The 16,464-nt window shown below is 71.9% G+C and carries 15 protein-coding genes and 1 pseudogene; 12 read left to right on the forward strand and 4 right to left on the reverse strand.

The genetic code is table 11. The features are described from left to right. Window positions 1-63: 63 nt before the first annotated feature. Complete coding sequence (locus ACIF83_RS19685; RefSeq protein WP_393479052.1) at window positions 64-969, reverse strand: LysR family transcriptional regulator; 906 nt, start codon at window positions 967-969, stop codon at window positions 64-66. Between the two features lie 261 nt (window positions 970-1,230). On the opposite strand from ACIF83_RS19685, the gene ACIF83_RS19690 reads away from it, so the two are divergent. The 3 genes from ACIF83_RS19690 to ACIF83_RS19700 all read left to right on the forward strand — a co-directional run bounded on the left by ACIF83_RS19690 (window position 1,231) and on the right by ACIF83_RS19700 (window position 3,564). Continuing rightward, on the forward strand, window positions 1,231-1,536 hold the full coding sequence (locus ACIF83_RS19690) for an ArsR/SmtB family transcription factor (protein WP_399728820.1): 306 nt from the start codon (window positions 1,231-1,233) through the stop codon (window positions 1,534-1,536). Window positions 1,537-1,705: 169 nt separating this feature from the next. Beyond that, entirely contained in the window at window positions 1,706-2,644 is a 939-nt protein-coding gene (locus ACIF83_RS19695) for an NAD-dependent epimerase/dehydratase family protein (RefSeq protein WP_393479050.1), read from the forward strand. Continuing rightward, complete coding sequence (locus ACIF83_RS19700; RefSeq protein ID WP_398139969.1) at window positions 2,641-3,564, forward strand: RNA polymerase sigma-70 factor; 924 nt, start codon at window positions 2,641-2,643, stop codon at window positions 3,562-3,564. Before ACIF83_RS19695 ends, ACIF83_RS19700 begins: the two co-directional genes overlap by 4 nt. A gap of 145 nt (window positions 3,565-3,709) precedes the next feature. On the opposite strand, the pseudogene ACIF83_RS19705 reads toward ACIF83_RS19700, so the two are convergent. Then, window positions 3,710-4,099 (reverse strand): annotated as a pseudogene (locus tag ACIF83_RS19705) (MFS transporter); the annotation flags it as partial. A gap of 411 nt (window positions 4,100-4,510) precedes the next feature. Here ACIF83_RS19705 and ACIF83_RS19710 point away from each other — a divergent pair. From ACIF83_RS19710 to ACIF83_RS19730, 5 genes are all read left to right on the forward strand, one after another. Beyond that, window positions 4,511-5,764, forward strand: a complete 1,254-nt coding sequence (locus ACIF83_RS19710) for a hypothetical protein (protein ID WP_393479046.1) — start codon at window positions 4,511-4,513, stop codon at window positions 5,762-5,764. Between the two features lie 27 nt (window positions 5,765-5,791). After that, window positions 5,792-6,229 carry a hypothetical protein gene (locus tag ACIF83_RS19715; RefSeq protein WP_399728428.1) on the forward strand — a complete coding sequence of 146 codons (438 nt, stop codon included), beginning with the start codon at window positions 5,792-5,794 and terminating at the stop codon, window positions 6,227-6,229. 114 nt (window positions 6,230-6,343) lie between these two features. Continuing rightward, complete coding sequence (locus ACIF83_RS19720; RefSeq protein ID WP_393479041.1) at window positions 6,344-7,426, forward strand: PLP-dependent cysteine synthase family protein; 1,083 nt, start codon at window positions 6,344-6,346, stop codon at window positions 7,424-7,426. After that, a complete protein-coding gene (locus ACIF83_RS19725; RefSeq protein WP_399728432.1) occupies window positions 7,423-8,682 on the forward strand; it encodes an MFS transporter in 1,260 nt (419 codons plus the stop codon). The genes ACIF83_RS19720 and ACIF83_RS19725 overlap by 4 nt, the downstream gene beginning before the upstream one ends. A 57-nt stretch (window positions 8,683-8,739) precedes the next feature. Next, complete coding sequence (locus ACIF83_RS19730) at window positions 8,740-9,888, forward strand: permease (protein ID WP_393479036.1); 1,149 nt, start codon at window positions 8,740-8,742, stop codon at window positions 9,886-9,888. Between the two features lie 20 nt (window positions 9,889-9,908). Here the strand turns inward: ACIF83_RS19730 and rox are convergent, their stop codons facing one another. Continuing rightward, complete coding sequence (gene rox, locus ACIF83_RS19735) at window positions 9,909-11,336, reverse strand: rifampin monooxygenase (RefSeq protein ID WP_393479035.1); 1,428 nt, start codon at window positions 11,334-11,336, stop codon at window positions 9,909-9,911. A gap of 237 nt (window positions 11,337-11,573) precedes the next feature. On the opposite strand from rox, the gene ACIF83_RS19740 reads away from it, so the two are divergent. The 4 genes from ACIF83_RS19740 to ACIF83_RS19755 all read left to right on the forward strand — a co-directional run bounded on the left by ACIF83_RS19740 (window position 11,574) and on the right by ACIF83_RS19755 (window position 15,559). Then, complete coding sequence (locus tag ACIF83_RS19740) at window positions 11,574-11,999, forward strand: hypothetical protein (protein ID WP_399728436.1); 426 nt, start codon at window positions 11,574-11,576, stop codon at window positions 11,997-11,999. 104 nt (window positions 12,000-12,103) lie between these two features. After that, a complete protein-coding gene (locus ACIF83_RS19745; RefSeq protein WP_399728439.1) occupies window positions 12,104-13,027 on the forward strand; it encodes a hypothetical protein in 924 nt (307 codons plus the stop codon). Window positions 13,028-13,229: 202 nt separating this feature from the next. Beyond that, window positions 13,230-14,513: an FAD-dependent oxidoreductase gene (locus tag ACIF83_RS19750; protein WP_399728442.1), complete on the forward strand. Its 1,284-nt coding sequence runs from the start codon at window positions 13,230-13,232 to the stop codon at window positions 14,511-14,513. 296 nt (window positions 14,514-14,809) lie between these two features. Next, window positions 14,810-15,559 (forward strand): GNAT family N-acetyltransferase, encoded by a 750-nt coding sequence (locus tag ACIF83_RS19755; RefSeq protein ID WP_399728823.1) that lies wholly within the window; start codon window positions 14,810-14,812, stop codon window positions 15,557-15,559. A gap of 28 nt (window positions 15,560-15,587) precedes the next feature. Here the strand turns inward: ACIF83_RS19755 and ACIF83_RS19760 are convergent, their stop codons facing one another. Further along, window positions 15,588-16,436, reverse strand: coding sequence for an alpha/beta fold hydrolase (locus ACIF83_RS19760; protein WP_393479025.1), 849 nt, complete (start codon window positions 16,434-16,436; stop codon window positions 15,588-15,590). Window positions 16,437-16,464: the final 28 nt, after the last annotated feature.

The raw sequence follows: 16,464 nt of genomic DNA on the forward strand, positions 1-16,464 counted from the left end.
GAATTAGGACATGTCCAAGACCAAAAAACCCCTCCGCTGAGACGTCATCCGTCATAATCGCCGTCATCCGTCGTAGCCCCGCGGGGTGGGCAGCACGCGCTCGGCGACCCGCAGCACCGCCTGGAGCGCCGCCGAGGGATTGCCCGTCCGCCACCCGAGGGCGATCGGCAGCACCGGTACGTCGTCCCCGGTCAACGGCCGGAACACCACATGCTCCAGACGGATGGCCCGCGCCGACTCGACCACGACGGCAAGACCGACCCCGGCACCGACCAGGGCCAGCAGGTTGTACGAATCGGGCGCCTCCTGCACGATCCTGGGTGCGAATCCTGCCTCGTGACAGGCCTGCACCATGGCGTCGCGCACCGCGGATCCGCGCGAGACCGGGAAGGTCACGAAGGGTTCGTGCGCCAGGTCGGCGAAGGAGACGTCCACGCGCTGCGCGAGCGGATGACTGTCCGGGAGGGCGATCATCAGCCGCTCCATCCGGACGACCCGGGTGCTGATCCCGCGCCGCACGGGCAGGGCCACGAAGCCGACGTCCAGTGAGCCCTCCGCGATCCGGCCGAGCGCCTCACCGGCGTACGTCTGGCCCTCCAGGACCAGCTCGATGCCGGGCAGTTCGGAGGTGACGGCCCGGGTGAGCACGGGCAGCACCGAGTAGCTGCTGGCGCCCGCGAAGCCGATCGTGACCCGGCCGACCTCGCCCAGATGGGCGGCCTGAACGGTACGACGCACCGCGGACGCCTCGGCCAGCAGGTGCCTGGCCGGCTCCAGCAACGCCTGCCCGGCGGCGGTGAGCCGCACGGAACGGGTGGTGCGCTCGAAGAGCGTGACTCCGAGATCCCGCTCCAGCAGCCGGATCTGCTGGCTGAGCGGCGACTGGGCGATGTGCAGTCGCTCGGCGGCCCGCCCGAAGTGCAGTTCCTCGGCGACGGCGACGAATCCGGAAAGGTGACGTAGCTCCACCCCACAGACAATGCCAGGGGCGGGGCGGCTCGGTGCCTCGGCGGCCGGATGACCTCCGCCACTGCGTGGGGCCGGCGCCGGCGGGCGGGCCGGGGCCGCACCGGCTGCCCGGGCCCGCCCACTGCGCATCGGGCGTCCGTCCAAGGTGAGAGACGGTCGATTGTTCGACAGCGGTCGTACGATGGACGTGCCCGTTCAAGCCCCCAAGGAGTCGTCGTGGCCCGCCCCCGAACCTCGGCACGGACCGTCGAACACCCCTCCATGGCGGCGGTCTCACTGCAACAGGTGCTGGAGGCGCTCGCCGAACCCGTGCGGCGCACCGTGCTCTCCCAGCTGGCCACGGCCGGCGAGGACATCAGCTGCGGCATGTTCGACGTGCAGGTGTCGAAGTCGACCCTGACGCACCACTTCAACGTCCTGCGGGAGGCCGGGGTGATCCGGCAGTACTACGTCGGGACGACGAAGATGAACTCGCTGCGCACGGACGAGATGGAAGAGCGCTTCCCCGGCCTGCTGTCGGCCCTGCTGACCGCGTCCGCGCTGGAAGCGGGGGCATCCACGAACTGACATCCACCCCCGTACGCCCCCTCGGGAGCCTGGCTTCCCCCCTGGCGCCGCCGGGGCCTGTCCACCAGCGCACAGCACCGCCTTCCCACCCGTCTGCGCCCCCCATGTCACAGCCGACCGGTCTGTCTCGTCTCAGCTCTCGGAGACAGGCTCCGGCTTACGGAAGGTGATGGTCATGCGGGTGTTCGTTGCGGGCGGTTCCGGGGTTCTGGGACAGCGGCTGGTGCCGCAACTGGTGGCACGAGGGCATCAGGTGACGGCCACGACGACGAGCAGGGCCAAGCTGGGCCTGATCGAGCAGCTCGGCGCGGACGGCGTCGTGATGGACGGGCTGGATGCGGCGTCCGTCGGCGAAGCCGTGGCCAAGGCGCAGCCGGACGTGATCGTGCACCAGATGACCGGGATCAGCCTTGCTCACGCCGGCAAGCCCGACCTCAAGCACTTCGACCGGTGGGCCGTCCCCACCATCCGGCTCCGTACCGAGGGGACGGACCACCTGCTGGCCGCGGCCGAGGCGACCGGGGTGTCGCACTTCGTCGCACAGGGCTACGCCAACTGGAACGGCATCCGCGAGGGCGGCTGGGTGAAGACCGAGGAGGACCCGCTGGACCTGCACGAGGGAACACCCGCGTACCCGGCGATGGCGGCGGTCCACCACGTGGAGGAAGCGGTCCGCAAGGCCGGCGGCGCGGTGCTGAGATACGGCGGGTTCTACGGGCCCGGCGCCACCGACGACCAGCTCGTACTGGTGCGCAAGCGGCAGTTCCCGCTGGTCGGCGACGGCACCGGCTACGCCTCGTGGGTGCATCTCGACGACGCGGCGAGCGCGACGGTACTGGCCGTGGAGCAGAGGGCGAGGGGGGTGTTCAACATCGTCGACGACGAACCGGCCCCGGAGAGCGCATGGCTGCCCCATCTGGCGGAGTGCGCGGGAGCCAAGCGGCCGATGCGGGTCCCCAAGTGGCTGGCCCGGATACTGGCCGGGGATGTGGTGGTGACGATGATGACCGAGGGGCGCGGCTTCTCCAACGCCAAGGCCAAGCGGGAACTCGGCTGGCAGCTGCGCTACCCGTCGTGGCGACAGGGATTCAAGGAGGGGCTCGCGTGACCCGGGTCGAGGAGTTCGAACAACTACGGCCGCTGCTGTTCTCGATCGCCTACCGGATCCTCGGCAGCGTGAGCGAGGCCGAGGACGCGGTCCAGGAGACGTGGCTGCGCTACGAGTCCTCCCCCGTACAACCCACGTCGGCCAAGGCGTATCTCTCCGCCGTGGTGAGCCGGATCTCGATCGACGTGCTGCGCTCGGCCCGGGTCCGGCGCGAGGAGTACGTCGGTCCGTGGTTCCCCGAACCGCTGCTCACCGACCCCTACCAGGACCCGGAGCGCTCGGCGGAACTGTCCGACTCGCTGTCGATGGCGGCCCTGTTGCTGCTCGAACGGCTCAGCCCGCTGGAGCGAGCCGTCTTCGTCCTGCGGGAGGTGTTCGCCTTCGGCTTCCCGGAGATCGCCTCGGCGGTGGACAGGTCGGAGGCGGCGTGCCGCCAGCTCGCGGTGCGGGCGCGCCGTCACATGGACGCGGGCCGGCCCCGCTTCGAGGCCGACCGGCAGGAGCGCGAGGAACTCGCCGAGCGGTTCTTCGAGGCCTTCAGGGAAGGGGACGTCGACGGACTGCGGGAGCTGCTCGCCGCCGACGTGGCCATGGTCGGCGACAGCGGCGGCAAGGCTCCGCAGTGGGGCCGGGGCATCTTCGGCGCCCAGAACGTGGCCCGGCTGCTCGCCTCGTTCGTGACCGCGCTCATCCGGATCGGCGTGACGTTCGAGCCGCACGAGGTGAACGGCCAGCCGGGTGCGATCTTCCGCGACGCGGACGGCAAGATCCTCAACACCTGGACGCTGGACGTGCTCGGCGGTCGGATCCAGACCATCCGGTCCGTGGTCAACCCCGACAAGCTCGGGCACATGGGCCCGGTGGCGGACGCCTGGGCGATCGCCCGCGAGGCGAACCGGGTCCGCCGGTCCACGGACTAGCGGTCCTGCTCGCATACGGTCACCTCAGCGAGGCTGCCCGGTGACGGAATGGAGTTCGCTGAACGTGGCCCGCCCGTCGCGCGCGAGCAGGGCGTGTGCAGCCAGAGCGGTCGCGAGCTGCTCGGCCACGTCCGGGGTGCAGCCCAGCCGTGGCCCACAGGCCGATGAACTTGCCGCGCTCGCGCGGGTCCGGGACGGCATGGCTGATCAGGGCGAGGGTGGTGGGCAGCAGCGCGGCCGGCCCCGGTCCCGCCGGCAGCTGACCGGCCCGGACGACCTGCACGGACTGGGCGCGCAGGGCGACGAGGGCGCCCAGGCCGCTGAGGCCGAGGCCCGCCTGGTAGACCTTCTTGCGGCCATGGACGTCACCGAAGACGCCGGCGGTCAGGATGTGGGCGGCCATGGGCAGGACGAACGCGTCGGTGACCCAGGACAGCTGGGGGGTCGAGGCATCGAGCGCCCGCTGGATGGCCGGCAGGCTCGCCGAGACGGTGGTCACCGGCAGGTAGGCGACGCAGACGCCGATGCAGGCCATCACGAGTGTGGCGGCCCGCCGTTCCTGTGGCGCGGCCGCCCTGGTCGTGGCGTGCACGGAAGTACTCCCTTGCAGCGCCGAAGGCACTGGGCACTGGGGTTGGCTGACTCCGGACACCCTCCGCGCCACCACCGGCCGGGGCCGGCCAGCACCTGCCGAAACCCGGAAATCCGACATCGGAGCCTGATGTTCCGGGGATTTTCGACGAGCGCGGCCCACGGAAAAGCCGGGGACGGCCGAGAAGGATCGGGGGAGAGGCGGGGAAGCCAAGTAAGCGAGAGGTAAGGCGCAGTGAGAAAGCCACGACGTGCGGAACCCGCGGCATGCGCGTTCCCTCTAGAGGAGTGACGCCGTGCGGTGCCCGGGTCCTCGGCCGTCCCGCCGGAGGCGGGCGGAGGGGAAGGACGGAACGTGCGGAACCGGGAGACGGCGCGAGCCGTGCCCAGGGGTGGAGCGCGCATCGGCCGGATCGGGCGCTCTCCGGTGCGGTGGCACAACGCGCTGCTGACCCTGTGGACGGTCGTCTGGTTCGTCGTGGCCGAGCGCCATGGGGCCGTTTCCTGGCACTATCTGAGAACCGGTCAGCAACTGCTGTTCCGTCAGATCCCCGGCGGTGGCCTCGCGCTCTACGCCAACCACCCCGAGCTGCAGATCGGCCCGGTCAGCTTCCTGGTCGCCGCGCTGTTCGAACCGTTCCCCGTCGAGGTGGGCGAGAAGCTCGCCGACGCCTTCATGTCGGGCCTCGGCCTGTACATCCTGGTGCTGGTCGGCCGTGCCGCCGCGGACCACAACCGGGGCGCCGGACTCAACCACAAGCGCCTCCAGCAGCGGGTACTGGTCGCCGGGGCGGCCTTCATCCCGATGTGGGTGGAGGTCTCGGTGCGTTTCGCGCATCTCGACGACGTCCTGGCGCTGTTCTTCACCACGCTGGCCGTGCGGGCACTGGTCCGCGGCAACGCGACCTGGGTCGGTGTCCTGCTGGCGCTGGCGGTCGACTCCAAACCCTGGGCGGTCGGCTTCCTGCCCCTCCTCCTGGCGCTGCCGCGCCCCGCGCGCCTGCGCTCCGCCGCCTGGGCGGTCGGCCTGGTGGCCGCGGCCTGGCTGCCCTTCTATCTCACCCACATGGAGACCCTGGCCGCGGCCCGCTTCACCATTGCCAACCAGCCGGCGTCGTCCCTGCGCTGGTTCGGCGTGCACGATGCCGCCACCCCCTGGTGGGACCGCCCCGCCCAGATGGCACTGGGGATCACCCTGGGCGCGCTGGCCGTCCGCCGGCACCGCTGGCCGGCGGTCGTGCTGCTCGCCGCCGACGCCCGGATCGTGCTGGACCCGAGCGTGTACACGTACTACAACGCCTCGGTCCTCCTCGGCACCCTGATCTGGGACTCGATCGGCCAGCGCCGTCTGGTCCCCTGGGTCAGCTGGGTCGCCCTCATCTCCCTGTACGGCAGCGCGCTGCTGGTCCCCTCCGATTCGGCACGGGGCTTCATCCGCCTCGCCTTCGCGGTCGGCTCCGCCGCCTACGTCCTGTGGTGGCCCCAGCGCACACCGCGCGGTGGACGCAGGGGCCGACGGTCACAGAGCCGACCGCCGTGGCCGCCGGAGGGGGACGCCGTGGAAGTACCTCACCAGAGAGCCGAAACACCCTCGATGGAGACAACGTAGGGTGATGGTGCGATTACTCTTTGCGTCATGAGGGTTTGTCCGGGTCACCGCAGCAGTCGCTCGGCGTTGCGCGCCGTGGCGGCCGTCTCGGTGCTCCTGGCCGCCCTGATGCACCTGCTGGCCTGCGCCCACGGGCCGGCGTCGCCGGCCTCGGCGCGGTCGGACACCGTCCCGACCGCGCGCGTCGCCTTCGCTCAGGCCGGTGTCCTCGCGCCGGACACCGCCTGCCGGCCGTCGGACCCGGACCACGACGACGAATCGCACTGCTGCGACGGAGACGAACCGACGATCCAGGCACCGCGGAACGCCGCCCGGTCCCTGCAGACGGTTCACGAGGCGCTGCCGGTCACCGTGGCCGCCTCCCGTTCGGCGTGCGTGGCGCCGTCGGCGCACCCTCCGGCCGCCGGAACGGCCGACTTCTCCCCGGGACCCTCACCGGCTCGCCTGGGCGTGTGGCGGACCTGATCGGACCTCGGCCACGCCCGACTCCCCCGTTTCTGCCGGGCGTGGCAGCCGATCACCGTCCCCCCTACCCCCGGCCGGTGCCCCCCCGCGGCCCGGCCGCAGGAGAAGCACGCCATGAACGACCCCACCAGCAGTCTCCCCGGACTCGTCGGGGACACCCCGGTCCTGTGGATCGGCGAACCCTTCACCGCAGCCGGACGCGGATTCTGGGCCAAGCTCGAAGGACACAACCCCGGTGGCATCAAGGACCGCGCCGCCCTGTACATGGTGCACGCGGCCCGCGCACGCGGACAGCTGCGGTCCGGCGCCCGGATCGTGGAGTCCACCTCCGGCACCCTCGGCCTCGGCCTGGCCCTGGCCGGCGCCACCTTCGGACATCCCGTCACGGTCGTCACCGACACCGGCACGGAGCCCCTGATGACCGGCCTCCTCACCGCCCACGGCGCCGAGGTCGAGGTGGTCGAGGCCCCGCACCCCACCGGCGGCTGGCAGCAGGCCCGACGGCACCGCGTCGCCGAACTGCTGACCGCACATCCCGGCGCGTGGTGCCCGGACCAGTACAACAACCCCGACAACGTCGCCGCCTACGCCCCGCTCGCCCGTGAACTGGCCGCCCAGCTCGGCCGTGTCGATGTCCTCGTGGTCTCCGTCGGCACCGGCGGGCACTCGGCCGGCATCGCCTCCGTACTGCGCCACCACTCCCCCGGGCTGCGGGTCGTCGGGGTCGACGCGACCGGCTCGACGATCTTCGGGCAGCCCGCCGCACCACGCCTGATGCGCGGCCTGGGCAGCAGCATCCACCCCCGCAACGTCGCCTACGGCCTCTTCGACGAGATCCACTGGGTCGCCGCCCCGGAAGCGGTCTGGGCCGCCCGCCGGCTGGCCCGCGACCACTACGCGACCGGCGGCTGGAGCGTCGGCGCCGTCGCCCTCGTCGCCCGCTGGCTGGCCCGCATCCTGCCGGCCGGCGAGCGGATCGTCGCCGTCTTCCCCGACGGTCCGCAGCGCTATGTCGGCACGGTCTACGACGACACCTACTGCCGTACGCACGACCTGCTCGGCCCCCCGCCCGCCGACGATCCCGACGAGATCGCCCACCCCGGCGTGCGGGCCGTCACCCGCTGGACCCGCTGCACCCAGGTCGTCGACCCGCTGGCCACCGGCGACACCCCGCGCCCGGCCGGGGTCGCCCGATGAAGCAGCTGTGGCGGCAGACCCGCTCCTTTCCGCCCGCCGTACGACTGCTGATGGCCAACCAGTTCGGCATCAACCTCGCCTTCTACATGCTCATGCCCTACCTGGCAGCCCATCTCGCCGGCCAACTGGGGCTGGCCGCCTGGGCGGTCGGTCTGGTACTCGGCGTGCGCAACTTCTCCCAGCAGGGCATGTTCCTCATCGGCGGCACCCTCGCCGACCGCTTCGGCTACAAGGCGCCGATCATGGCCGGGTGTCTCCTGCGCACCCTGGGCTTCGGCCTGCTCGGCTGGGTCGACAGCCTGCCCGCCCTGGTCACCGCCTCCGCGGCCACGGGCTTCGCCGGCGCCCTGTTCAATCCGGCCGTGCGTGCCTGCCTCGCCGTCGAGGCGGGCGACCGCCGCGTCGACGCCTTCGCGACGTTCAACGTCTTCTACCAGGCGGGCATGCTGCTCGGCCCGGTGGTCGGACTCGCGCTGCTGGCGGCCGACTTCAGCCTGGTGTGCGCGGTGGCCGCGGCCGTGTTCTGCGCACTCACGCTGCTGCAGTGGAGGGCCCTGCCCGCCCGGCGCGTCGCGGCGGACGGCGCCGGGCGGGACCACATGCTGACGCAGTGGCGCACGGTGGTCGCCAACCGGCCCTTCCTGCTCTTCGCCACGGCGATGATCGGCTCGAACGTACTGACCTTCCAGATCTACCTGGCCCTCCCGCTGACCGCGGCGCACGCTCTCGGCTCGCACGGCACGACGCTGACCAGCGGGCTCTTCGTGGTCTCGGCCGCCGTGGCCGTCGCGGGACAGCTGCGCCTGACCGGCTGGGCGAAGGAGCGGTGGGAGCCCGCCGAGGCACTGGTGCGGGGCCTGGTCGCCATGGGGCTGGCCTTCCTCCCGCTGGCGCTCACCCCGCCCGGCTCGTCGGTCGGGGTGCCGGCCTCGCTGTTCGTAGCAGTGGTGCTGCTCTCGGCGGGAGCGGCGGTGACCTATCCGTTCGAGATGGACACGGTCGTCGCCCTGTCCGGAGGCCGTCTGGTCGCCACGCACTACGGCCTCTACAGCACCGTCTCCGGTCTGGGCATCACCCTCGGCAACCTCGTCACCGGCGCCCTGCTGGACCTCGCCGCGCGGCACGACGTGTTCTGGCTCACCTGGACGGCTCTGACCGGCACCGGGCTCGCCTGCGCCGCCGCCGTCAGCGGCCTCGCGCGGGCCGGACACCTGGCGCGACGACTGCCGCAGCCCCTCCCGGCACAGCATGCGTGACACCACGCCCCGATGCAGACTCGACCCGAGACAGGCCCCGCCACGAAGGGTGCACACATGCATGCGATCGGCCACGCGCTGGCCATTGCCGGTTCGATGACCTGGGCGATCACCTGGGCGCTGATCCTGGGCTTCGCCCTGTCGGCCGTCGTCCAGGCGGTGGTGCGCCGGGCGACGATCGTACGGCTGCTCGGGGACGACCGGCCGCGTACGCTCACCCGGGCCGCGGGACTCGGCGTGGCCTCGTCCTCGTGTTCGTACGCGGCGGTCGCACTCGCCCGCTCGCTGTTCAGCAAGGGCGCGAACTTCACCGCGGCGATGGCGTTCGAGATCGCCTCGACCAACCTGGTGGTGGAACTCGGTGTGATCCTGGCGCTGCTGATGGGCTGGCAGTTCACCGCCGCCGAATTCGTCGGCGGCCCGGTGATGATCGTCGTGCTCGCCGTCCTCTTCCGTGTCCTGCTGCGCGAGCGCCTGCTCCGCGAGGCACGTGAGCAGGCTGCCCGCGGGCTGGCGGGGTCCATGGAGGGGCATGCGGCGATGGACATGTCCGTGCGGGGCGAGGGCGGCTTCGCCCGGCGGCTGTTCTCCCGCGAGGGGTTCACCTCCGTGTCGCACATCTTCGTCATGGAGTGGGCGGCGATCCTGCGGGACCTGGTGGCGGGCCTGCTCATCGCCGGGGCGATCGCCGCGTGGGTGCCGGACGAGTTCTGGCGTACGTTCTTCGCCGCGGACGACCCGGCCGTGGCGAAGGCGATCGGGCCGCTCATCGGCCCGCTGGTGGCGATCGCGGCGTTCGTCTGCTCGATCGGGAACGTGCCGCTGGCCGTGGTGCTGTGGAAGGGCGGCATCAGTTTCGGCGGCGTGATCGCCTTCATCTTCGCGGACCTGGTGATCCTGCCCATCCTGAACATCTACCGGAAGTACTACGGGGCACGGACGGCCGTCTTCCTCCTCGCCACGTTCTACGTGGCCATGGCGGTCGGCGGGTACGTCGTGGAGTTCCTCTTCGGCGGGCTCGGCCTGATCCCCGACCAGGCCGATGCGAAACTCCCCGAGGAGGGCGTCAGCTGGGACTACACGACCTGGCTGAACATCGCGTTCCTGCTGCTCGCCGCGGTCCTCGTCGTCCGTTTCCTGCGCACCGGCGGCCCCGCGATGCTCCGGATGATGGGCGGTTCACCGGAGCACGCGGAAGTCGCGTGACCTGCTCGGGGGCTGCGTGTTCAGCCGACGGCAGCACCGAACCACTCGGGCAGCAGGCCGAACAGCTCCTGCTGGTCCTCACCGGCCCACGCCACGTGGCCGTCCGGCCGCAGCAGCACCGCGGGCACGTCCAGTTCCTCGCTGACGTCGACGACGTGGTCGACCCGGTCCGCCCAGCCCGCCACCGAGAGCCGGCCGGTCTGGTCGAGCAGCAGTCCGCGGCCGTCGCGCATCAGCTCGTACAGGCGCCCCCGCTTCAGCCGCACGTCCCGCATCCGCCGGCCGAGCAGTTCATGCCCCTCGCCGAAGTCATAGCGGACCTCGACCGCGGTGATGAGCCCGGTCACGTACCGGTTCACCTCCTCGAAGTCCATCAGCTTCGAGAACAGCTGCCGCAGCGCGGCCGCACCCGGATCGGTCCCCAGCAGGGTGATCTGCGCGCGGGTGTTGTCCAGCACGGCGGCGCCCACCGGGTGCCGTTCGGCGTGGTAGCTGTCCAGCAGCCCCTCCGGTGCCCAGCCGTCGACCGCGGCGGCCAGTTTCCAGCCGAGGTTGAACGCGTCCTGGATGCCGAGGTTGAGGCCCTGCCCGCCGGTCGGCGGGTGGATGTGCGCCGCGTCGCCGGCCAGCAGCACCCGGCCGACCCGGTAGCGCTCGGCCTGCCGGGTGGCATCGCCGAACCGGGACAGCCAGCGCGGCGAGTGCACGCCGAAGTCGGTGCCCGCGAAGGCACGCAGTTGCTGCCTGAACTCCTCCAGGGTCGGCGCGGTCGCACGGTCCTCGGCCACGCCGTCGGCCGGCACGACGACGCGGTACACCCGGTCCCCGCTGGGGCTGACGCCGAACCGCAGCTGAGTTCTGCGGACCTCCTCGACCACGGCGGCGATCGTCGCCGGATCCTCGGTCACCTCCATCTCGCCCAGCAGCGTCTCGACCTTGGCGGGTTCGCCGGGAAATCCGACGCCGAGCCGCTTGCGCACCGTGCTGCGGCCGCCGTCGCATCCGACGAGGTAGCGCGAGCGCAGCTGCGTACCGTCCGCCAGCTCGACGGTCACCCCGTCCGCGTCCTGGCTCAGCCCGAGCACGTCGCAGCCGCGCCTGATCTCGGTACCGAGTTCGAGGGCACGCTCCTCCAGCAGCCGCTCGGTGACCGGCTGCGGGGTGGCGACGCCGTACGGGTGAGCCGTGTCCAACCGGTCCGGCCACGGCTTGGCGATACCGCCGAAGAGGCCGCCGACCTGGAACTTCTCACTGACCGCCAGGAACCGGTCCAGCAGGCCGCGCTGGTCCATCATCTCGACGCTGCGCGCGTGCAGGCCCTGCCCGCGGGACTGCTCGGTCGGTTCGGTCAGCCTCTCCAGCACGACCACGTGCACGTCGTGCAGCCGCAACTCGCCGGCCAGCATCAAGCCGGTCGGTCCGCCGCCGACGACGATCACGTCGATCATCACTGCCCCCATGTGTTTGCGCAGGTTGTGGCTTCGGCCGGTGATTCTGCGGCACGACGGGGGCCTTGCCGCAAGCCCCCCGGTGCGCTATACGTTGAGAGTGGCAAGGAGTGGTCGACCTCCTTGCCTTTCTTCATATCGTCCGGCCTTTTTCTTCTCGGGTACCCCCACCAGGTATCGTCGTAGTGCTGACCACACCCCGGTGGTCCGCGGCGACCGGAGGGAGGACAGGTCCTCATGGGCGGCGAACGCACCCGCAGGCCGGGCACCACCCGGCTGCTGACGCTGTGCGCGATCCTGCTCGGTCTGTTCCTCATGCACGGCTCCCCTGCCGCGGCCGTCGACGGCTGTCACGGTCGGACGGGTCCGGCCGTCGTCATGCACGACGGCCACGAGTCCGCGACGGCACCGGCGGAGCCCGCACGGACCCTGCCCGGCACGCTCCGGGCCACGGACGACATGGCCCCGCACGGGACGCTGTGCGTCGCCACCCCCGCCGAGCAGCGCATCCCGCTGCCCATGGCGCCGCTCACCGGCCTCTTCGCACTCTCCGCAATGGCGGCCTGGGCCGTGCACCGCGCACGGCGTCCCGGCGGGACCGGGCGGCGCGGGCCACCGGGCGGGCGTGGTCTCCTCCTTCAGGTGTGCATCGCGCGGACGTGACAGGACCGCGCCGGAGCAGGCCCCTCCGGGCTGCCCGGCCGCAGCGTCCTGATCGCCCCGCGCGCCACCCGGCGTGGTGCGCCACCCGGAAAGACACCCCAGCGATGTTCGCTTCCACCCGTTCCACCGTGCGTCGCCGTGCCCTCGCGGCCGTCGGCACCGCAGCCGCCCTCGCCCTGACGCTGGCCGCCTGCGGGTCCTCCGACGACTCCGCCATGCCCGGCATGCACCACAGCGCCAAGCCGACCGCGACCTCCGCGGCCGGAGCCGGCTCCTCGATGAACGGCATGCCCGGCATGGACCACGGTGCCGACGGCAACGGCCTGGCCGACGCCGAGGACGGCTACCGCCTCACCAGCTCCGACACCACCCTGACCGCCGGGAAGCAGACGCCGTACCGCTTCACGGTCACCGGCCCGGACGGCAAGCCGGTGACGGGCTTCGCCCTCGACCAGACCAAGCGGATGCACTTCTACGCCATCCGCTCCGACCTGACCGGGTTCCAGCACCTCCACCCGACGATGGCCTCGGACGGCACCTGGACGGCCGGCCTCTCCTCCCTCGACTCCGGCTCATGGCGCATGTTCGCCTCCTTCACACCGGACAGCGGGAGCGGCAAGGGCAAGGACTTCGTGCTCAGCCGGACGGTGACGGTCCCGGGCACGGCCGCCAGGACCCGGCTGCCCGCCGCGACCGCCGACACGACGGTCGACGGATACACGGTCACCGTGGAAGGCGAGCCCATGGCCGGTATGGCACATCCGCTGACCGTACGGATCACCCAGGGCGGCAAGCCCGTCACCGACCTCCAGCCCTACCTGGACACCTACGCCCACCTGACCGCCTTCCACGAGGGTGACGTCGCGTTCGCCCACCTCCACCCCACGACCAAGGTCGACGGCGACCACGGCGGCCCCGACCTGTCCTTCCACGCCGAACTGCCCACCGCGGGCAACTGGCGGCTCTTCCTGCAGTTCCAGACGGGAGGCAAGCTCCACACGGCCGCCCTGACGCTGCGCGTGGGCTGACCGCACGGCACGTCGCCCGCCGGCACCTTCCCTCGGCAGGTGTCGGCGAGGCGGCCTTGACCCGTGCGGCGCGGTCGCGGACCTTCGCCGGCCAACGGTTCGACCACATTTCTGCAATGTATGTCCCATATCGCATTGCTATGCCAGTGCTTGGGTAACACTGAGCGTCGGAGTGGGGGCGGGTCGACCAGCAGGGGGATGCGTGACGCAGTCGCTTCCGGAACAGCACCACACCCATGAGCGGGCGTCGGCGGGGAGGGCACGGCCACCGGTCGTCGTGGTCGGCGCCGGGCCGTACGGACTCTCGGTCGCCGCGCACCTGCGGGCCGTCGGCGTACCCGTCCGCGTCTTCGGTGAAGTGATGGGCAGTTGGCGCCATGCGATGGCGACCGGCATGTTCCTGAAATCCACACCGGCGGCCACGGACCTGTCCGCGCCCGAGCCCGGGGGGCGGCTCGCGGACTTCCGGCGGCTGCACGGCGAGCCGGAGCTGACCGAGCTGACCCCCATCCCGTGCGAGGTGTTCGTGCGCTACGGGCAGTGGTTCCAGAAGCGGTACGTCGGTGAGGTCGACCCCGCGCGCGTCGTGGCCGTCGACAGGGCGGCGCCCGGCTCCGGGTTCACCGTACGGCTGGACGACGGCCAGGAACTGGGCGCCGCGGCCGTCGTCGTGGCCATCGGCCTGAACGGGCTAGCCCACGTCCCGGACGAGTTGCGGCGCCTGGCGCCCGAAGGCCCCGGCATCGGAACCCTGGTGTCACACACCAGCCACCACACGGACCTGTCGCGCTACGCCGGTCAGCGCGTCGCCGTCGTCGGCGGCGGCCAGTCCGCGCTGGAGAGCGCCGCGCTGCTGCACGAGGCCGGTGCCGAAGCGCAGGTGCTGGTCCGGGAGCAGAGCGTGCTGTGGGGCATGACACCGGATCTGGCCCGGCCCTGGACCCGGCGGCTGGCCAAACCCGCCTCCCCGCTGGGCACGGGCTGGGCGCTGGCCGCGGTCTGCAAGGCTCCGGGCGGGGTACGACGCCTCCCTGCGCAGGCTCGGCTGTTGCTGTTCCGGCGTGCGCTGGGCCCGTCGGGCGGCTGGTGGCTGCGCGAGCGGGTCGAGGGCGTCGTACCGGTACGCACGTCGTGCCGTGTCACTCGCGCCGAGGCGGCCGGCTCCGCCGCGCACCTGGAGCTCGCGGAGCCCGACGGTCGGCGCGCCACTCTCACCGTCGACCACGTGCTGGCAGCCACCGGCTATCGCCTCGACCTGGACGTCATACCCTTCCTGTCGTCCGCCGTACGCGGCGCGGTGGCATGCGTGCCGGGTTCCAAGGCCCCTTACCTGACAGGGACGTTCGAATCGTCGGTGCCCGGCCTGTACTTCACCGGATCGCTCGCCGCCCCGATGTTCGGGCCGATGATGCGATTCGTGGCCGGCACGAAGTTCGCGGCCACCCGCATCGCCCGGCACGCCGCCCGGCTGACGACGACACGCTGAAGCACGGCCGGCCGGGCCGGGCGTCCAGCGCTCTATCTGCTTGCCGCGCTCGTTCGGAGTGTGGCAAGCTCCGGGGAGTTGATCTGTGTTCACTCGTGCACGACGAAGGACTGAAGCCATTGATCGCGGCGTCCCACAGCGGCCGCCGTCGGCACTGACCCCGCCCGCATCCGCGGCAGCGGCCATCGGTGCCCTCGCGTCTCCTCACGGCGGCCCCACGTACATCCCGTGTTCCCGGCCGACGGGCCGGTCCCGCAGCCCTCGTGGCTGCCATCCAACGTGAGGTCATCTTCATCGTGCACACCGATGTCCAGAATTTCGCCGTCGCCAACCTGCTGCGCCGTCCGGCCACGGTCGAAGTCGGGGGCTTCGTCGTGGGAATCGATCCCACGACGACCAGCCCGTACGTCAACTACGCGACCCCGCTCCCAGGCACCGAGCCGACCGACCGGGACGTCAGCGCCCTGATCGGGGCATTCCGCGAGCGTGGCCTGAAGCCCCGCCTGGAGTTCGCCCCGGACACCGCACCCGCCGTCGAACCGGCCCTGCGCCGGGCCGGCTTCGCGACGGAGGCGGTCCATGAGTACATGGTCTGCACGCCCGCCACGCTGGCTGTGCCGACCGGGAGCATCGAGGTGGTGGCACCGGACGCCGACGAGGACTACACCGCGATCGACGCCGCCCTCTCCGAGGCGTTCGGCGGTGAGTTCCCCGCTTCTCCGGAGGGCGCGGCCCGGCTGCGGCGCACCCAGGAGAGCGGCGGGGCCGTGCGGTTCGTCCGTGCCGCAGACGGCGGCTGCGCGGGTGCGGCCGTCTGCTCGGCACCCGCCCACGGCACCGCCGAGCTGGCGGGTGTGGGCACCCGTTCCGCGTACCGCGGCCTGGGCATCGCGGCAGCGGTCACGGCGGCCCTCGCCGACACCGCGTTCGCCGGCGGGGCGTCGTCCGTCTGGCTCGAGTACTCGGGCGACGGGTCGCGCCGCGTCTATGAGCGGGTCGGATTCCAGCCCCGGGGCACCCGCCTCTACCTGACGCTCGAAGGATGACCCGCACCCGGCGGGGGCCGAGCCGTGCTCAGCCCTCGCCGGGCAGCGGGTTCTCCTTGACGAAACGGCGGATCTCCGCGGTGAGGGCGGCCGGGTTGTCCAGCTGGACCAGGGTGCGGGCGTCGGGGATCTCCACATAGCGCGCGTCGGGCAGCAGCTCGGCGAGGCGACGGCCGGTGGCGGGCGGCATCATGCGGTCCTCGGCGCCCCAGGCGACCAGGGCCGGACGCGTGAAGGAGGGCAGGTTTCCGGCCGCTTCGACATAGCACTCAGGGTCCACCTCGCGGCAGAACTTGGCGAAGTCGCGGCGGATGTCACGGCTCGTCAGCAGAGGGCCGTACCAGCGGGCGATCAGTTCCTTCGGCAGCGGCTTCTTCGCCATCCCGCCGAGGGACGTCTCCATGCGGGCGAGGAAGGGGAAGCGGAAGGACTGGATGAGGAGGAAGAGTCCGCCGGGGACCTTGCTCGCCCGGTGCAGCAGTCTGCCCTGTGTGCCGGGCGGGTAGTTGTCCAGGGCCTCGCAGGAGGTGAGGACCAGGCGGGCGATGCGTTCGTCCCGTACACCGACGAGGAGTTGGGCCGTCCCGGTGTCGTTCTGGACCAGGGTGACGTCCCGCAGGTCCAGGCGGTCCAGGAACTCGGCGAGCAGCCGGGCGATGCCGTGCGCGGAGAGGTCCGCGTCCGGGTGCATCGGGCGCCGGTGGCTGCCGACGGGCAGGACGGGGACCAGGACACGGAAGTCCGGCCGCAGATCCGCCACGACCTCGGACCACACCGACTCGTCGAAGCCGAGGCCGTGGACCAGGACCACCACCGGGCCCTCGCCTCCCGAGTCCTCGTAGTCGATCGTCCCCGCGCTCAGCTCGATCTGCGGCATGGCCCCGCCTCCGACCCAGTTGGCACTA

The sequence above is a fragment of the Streptomyces sp. NPDC085866 genome (genome assembly GCF_044541035.1).
Lineage (GTDB): Bacteria > Actinomycetota > Actinomycetes > Streptomycetales > Streptomycetaceae > Streptomyces.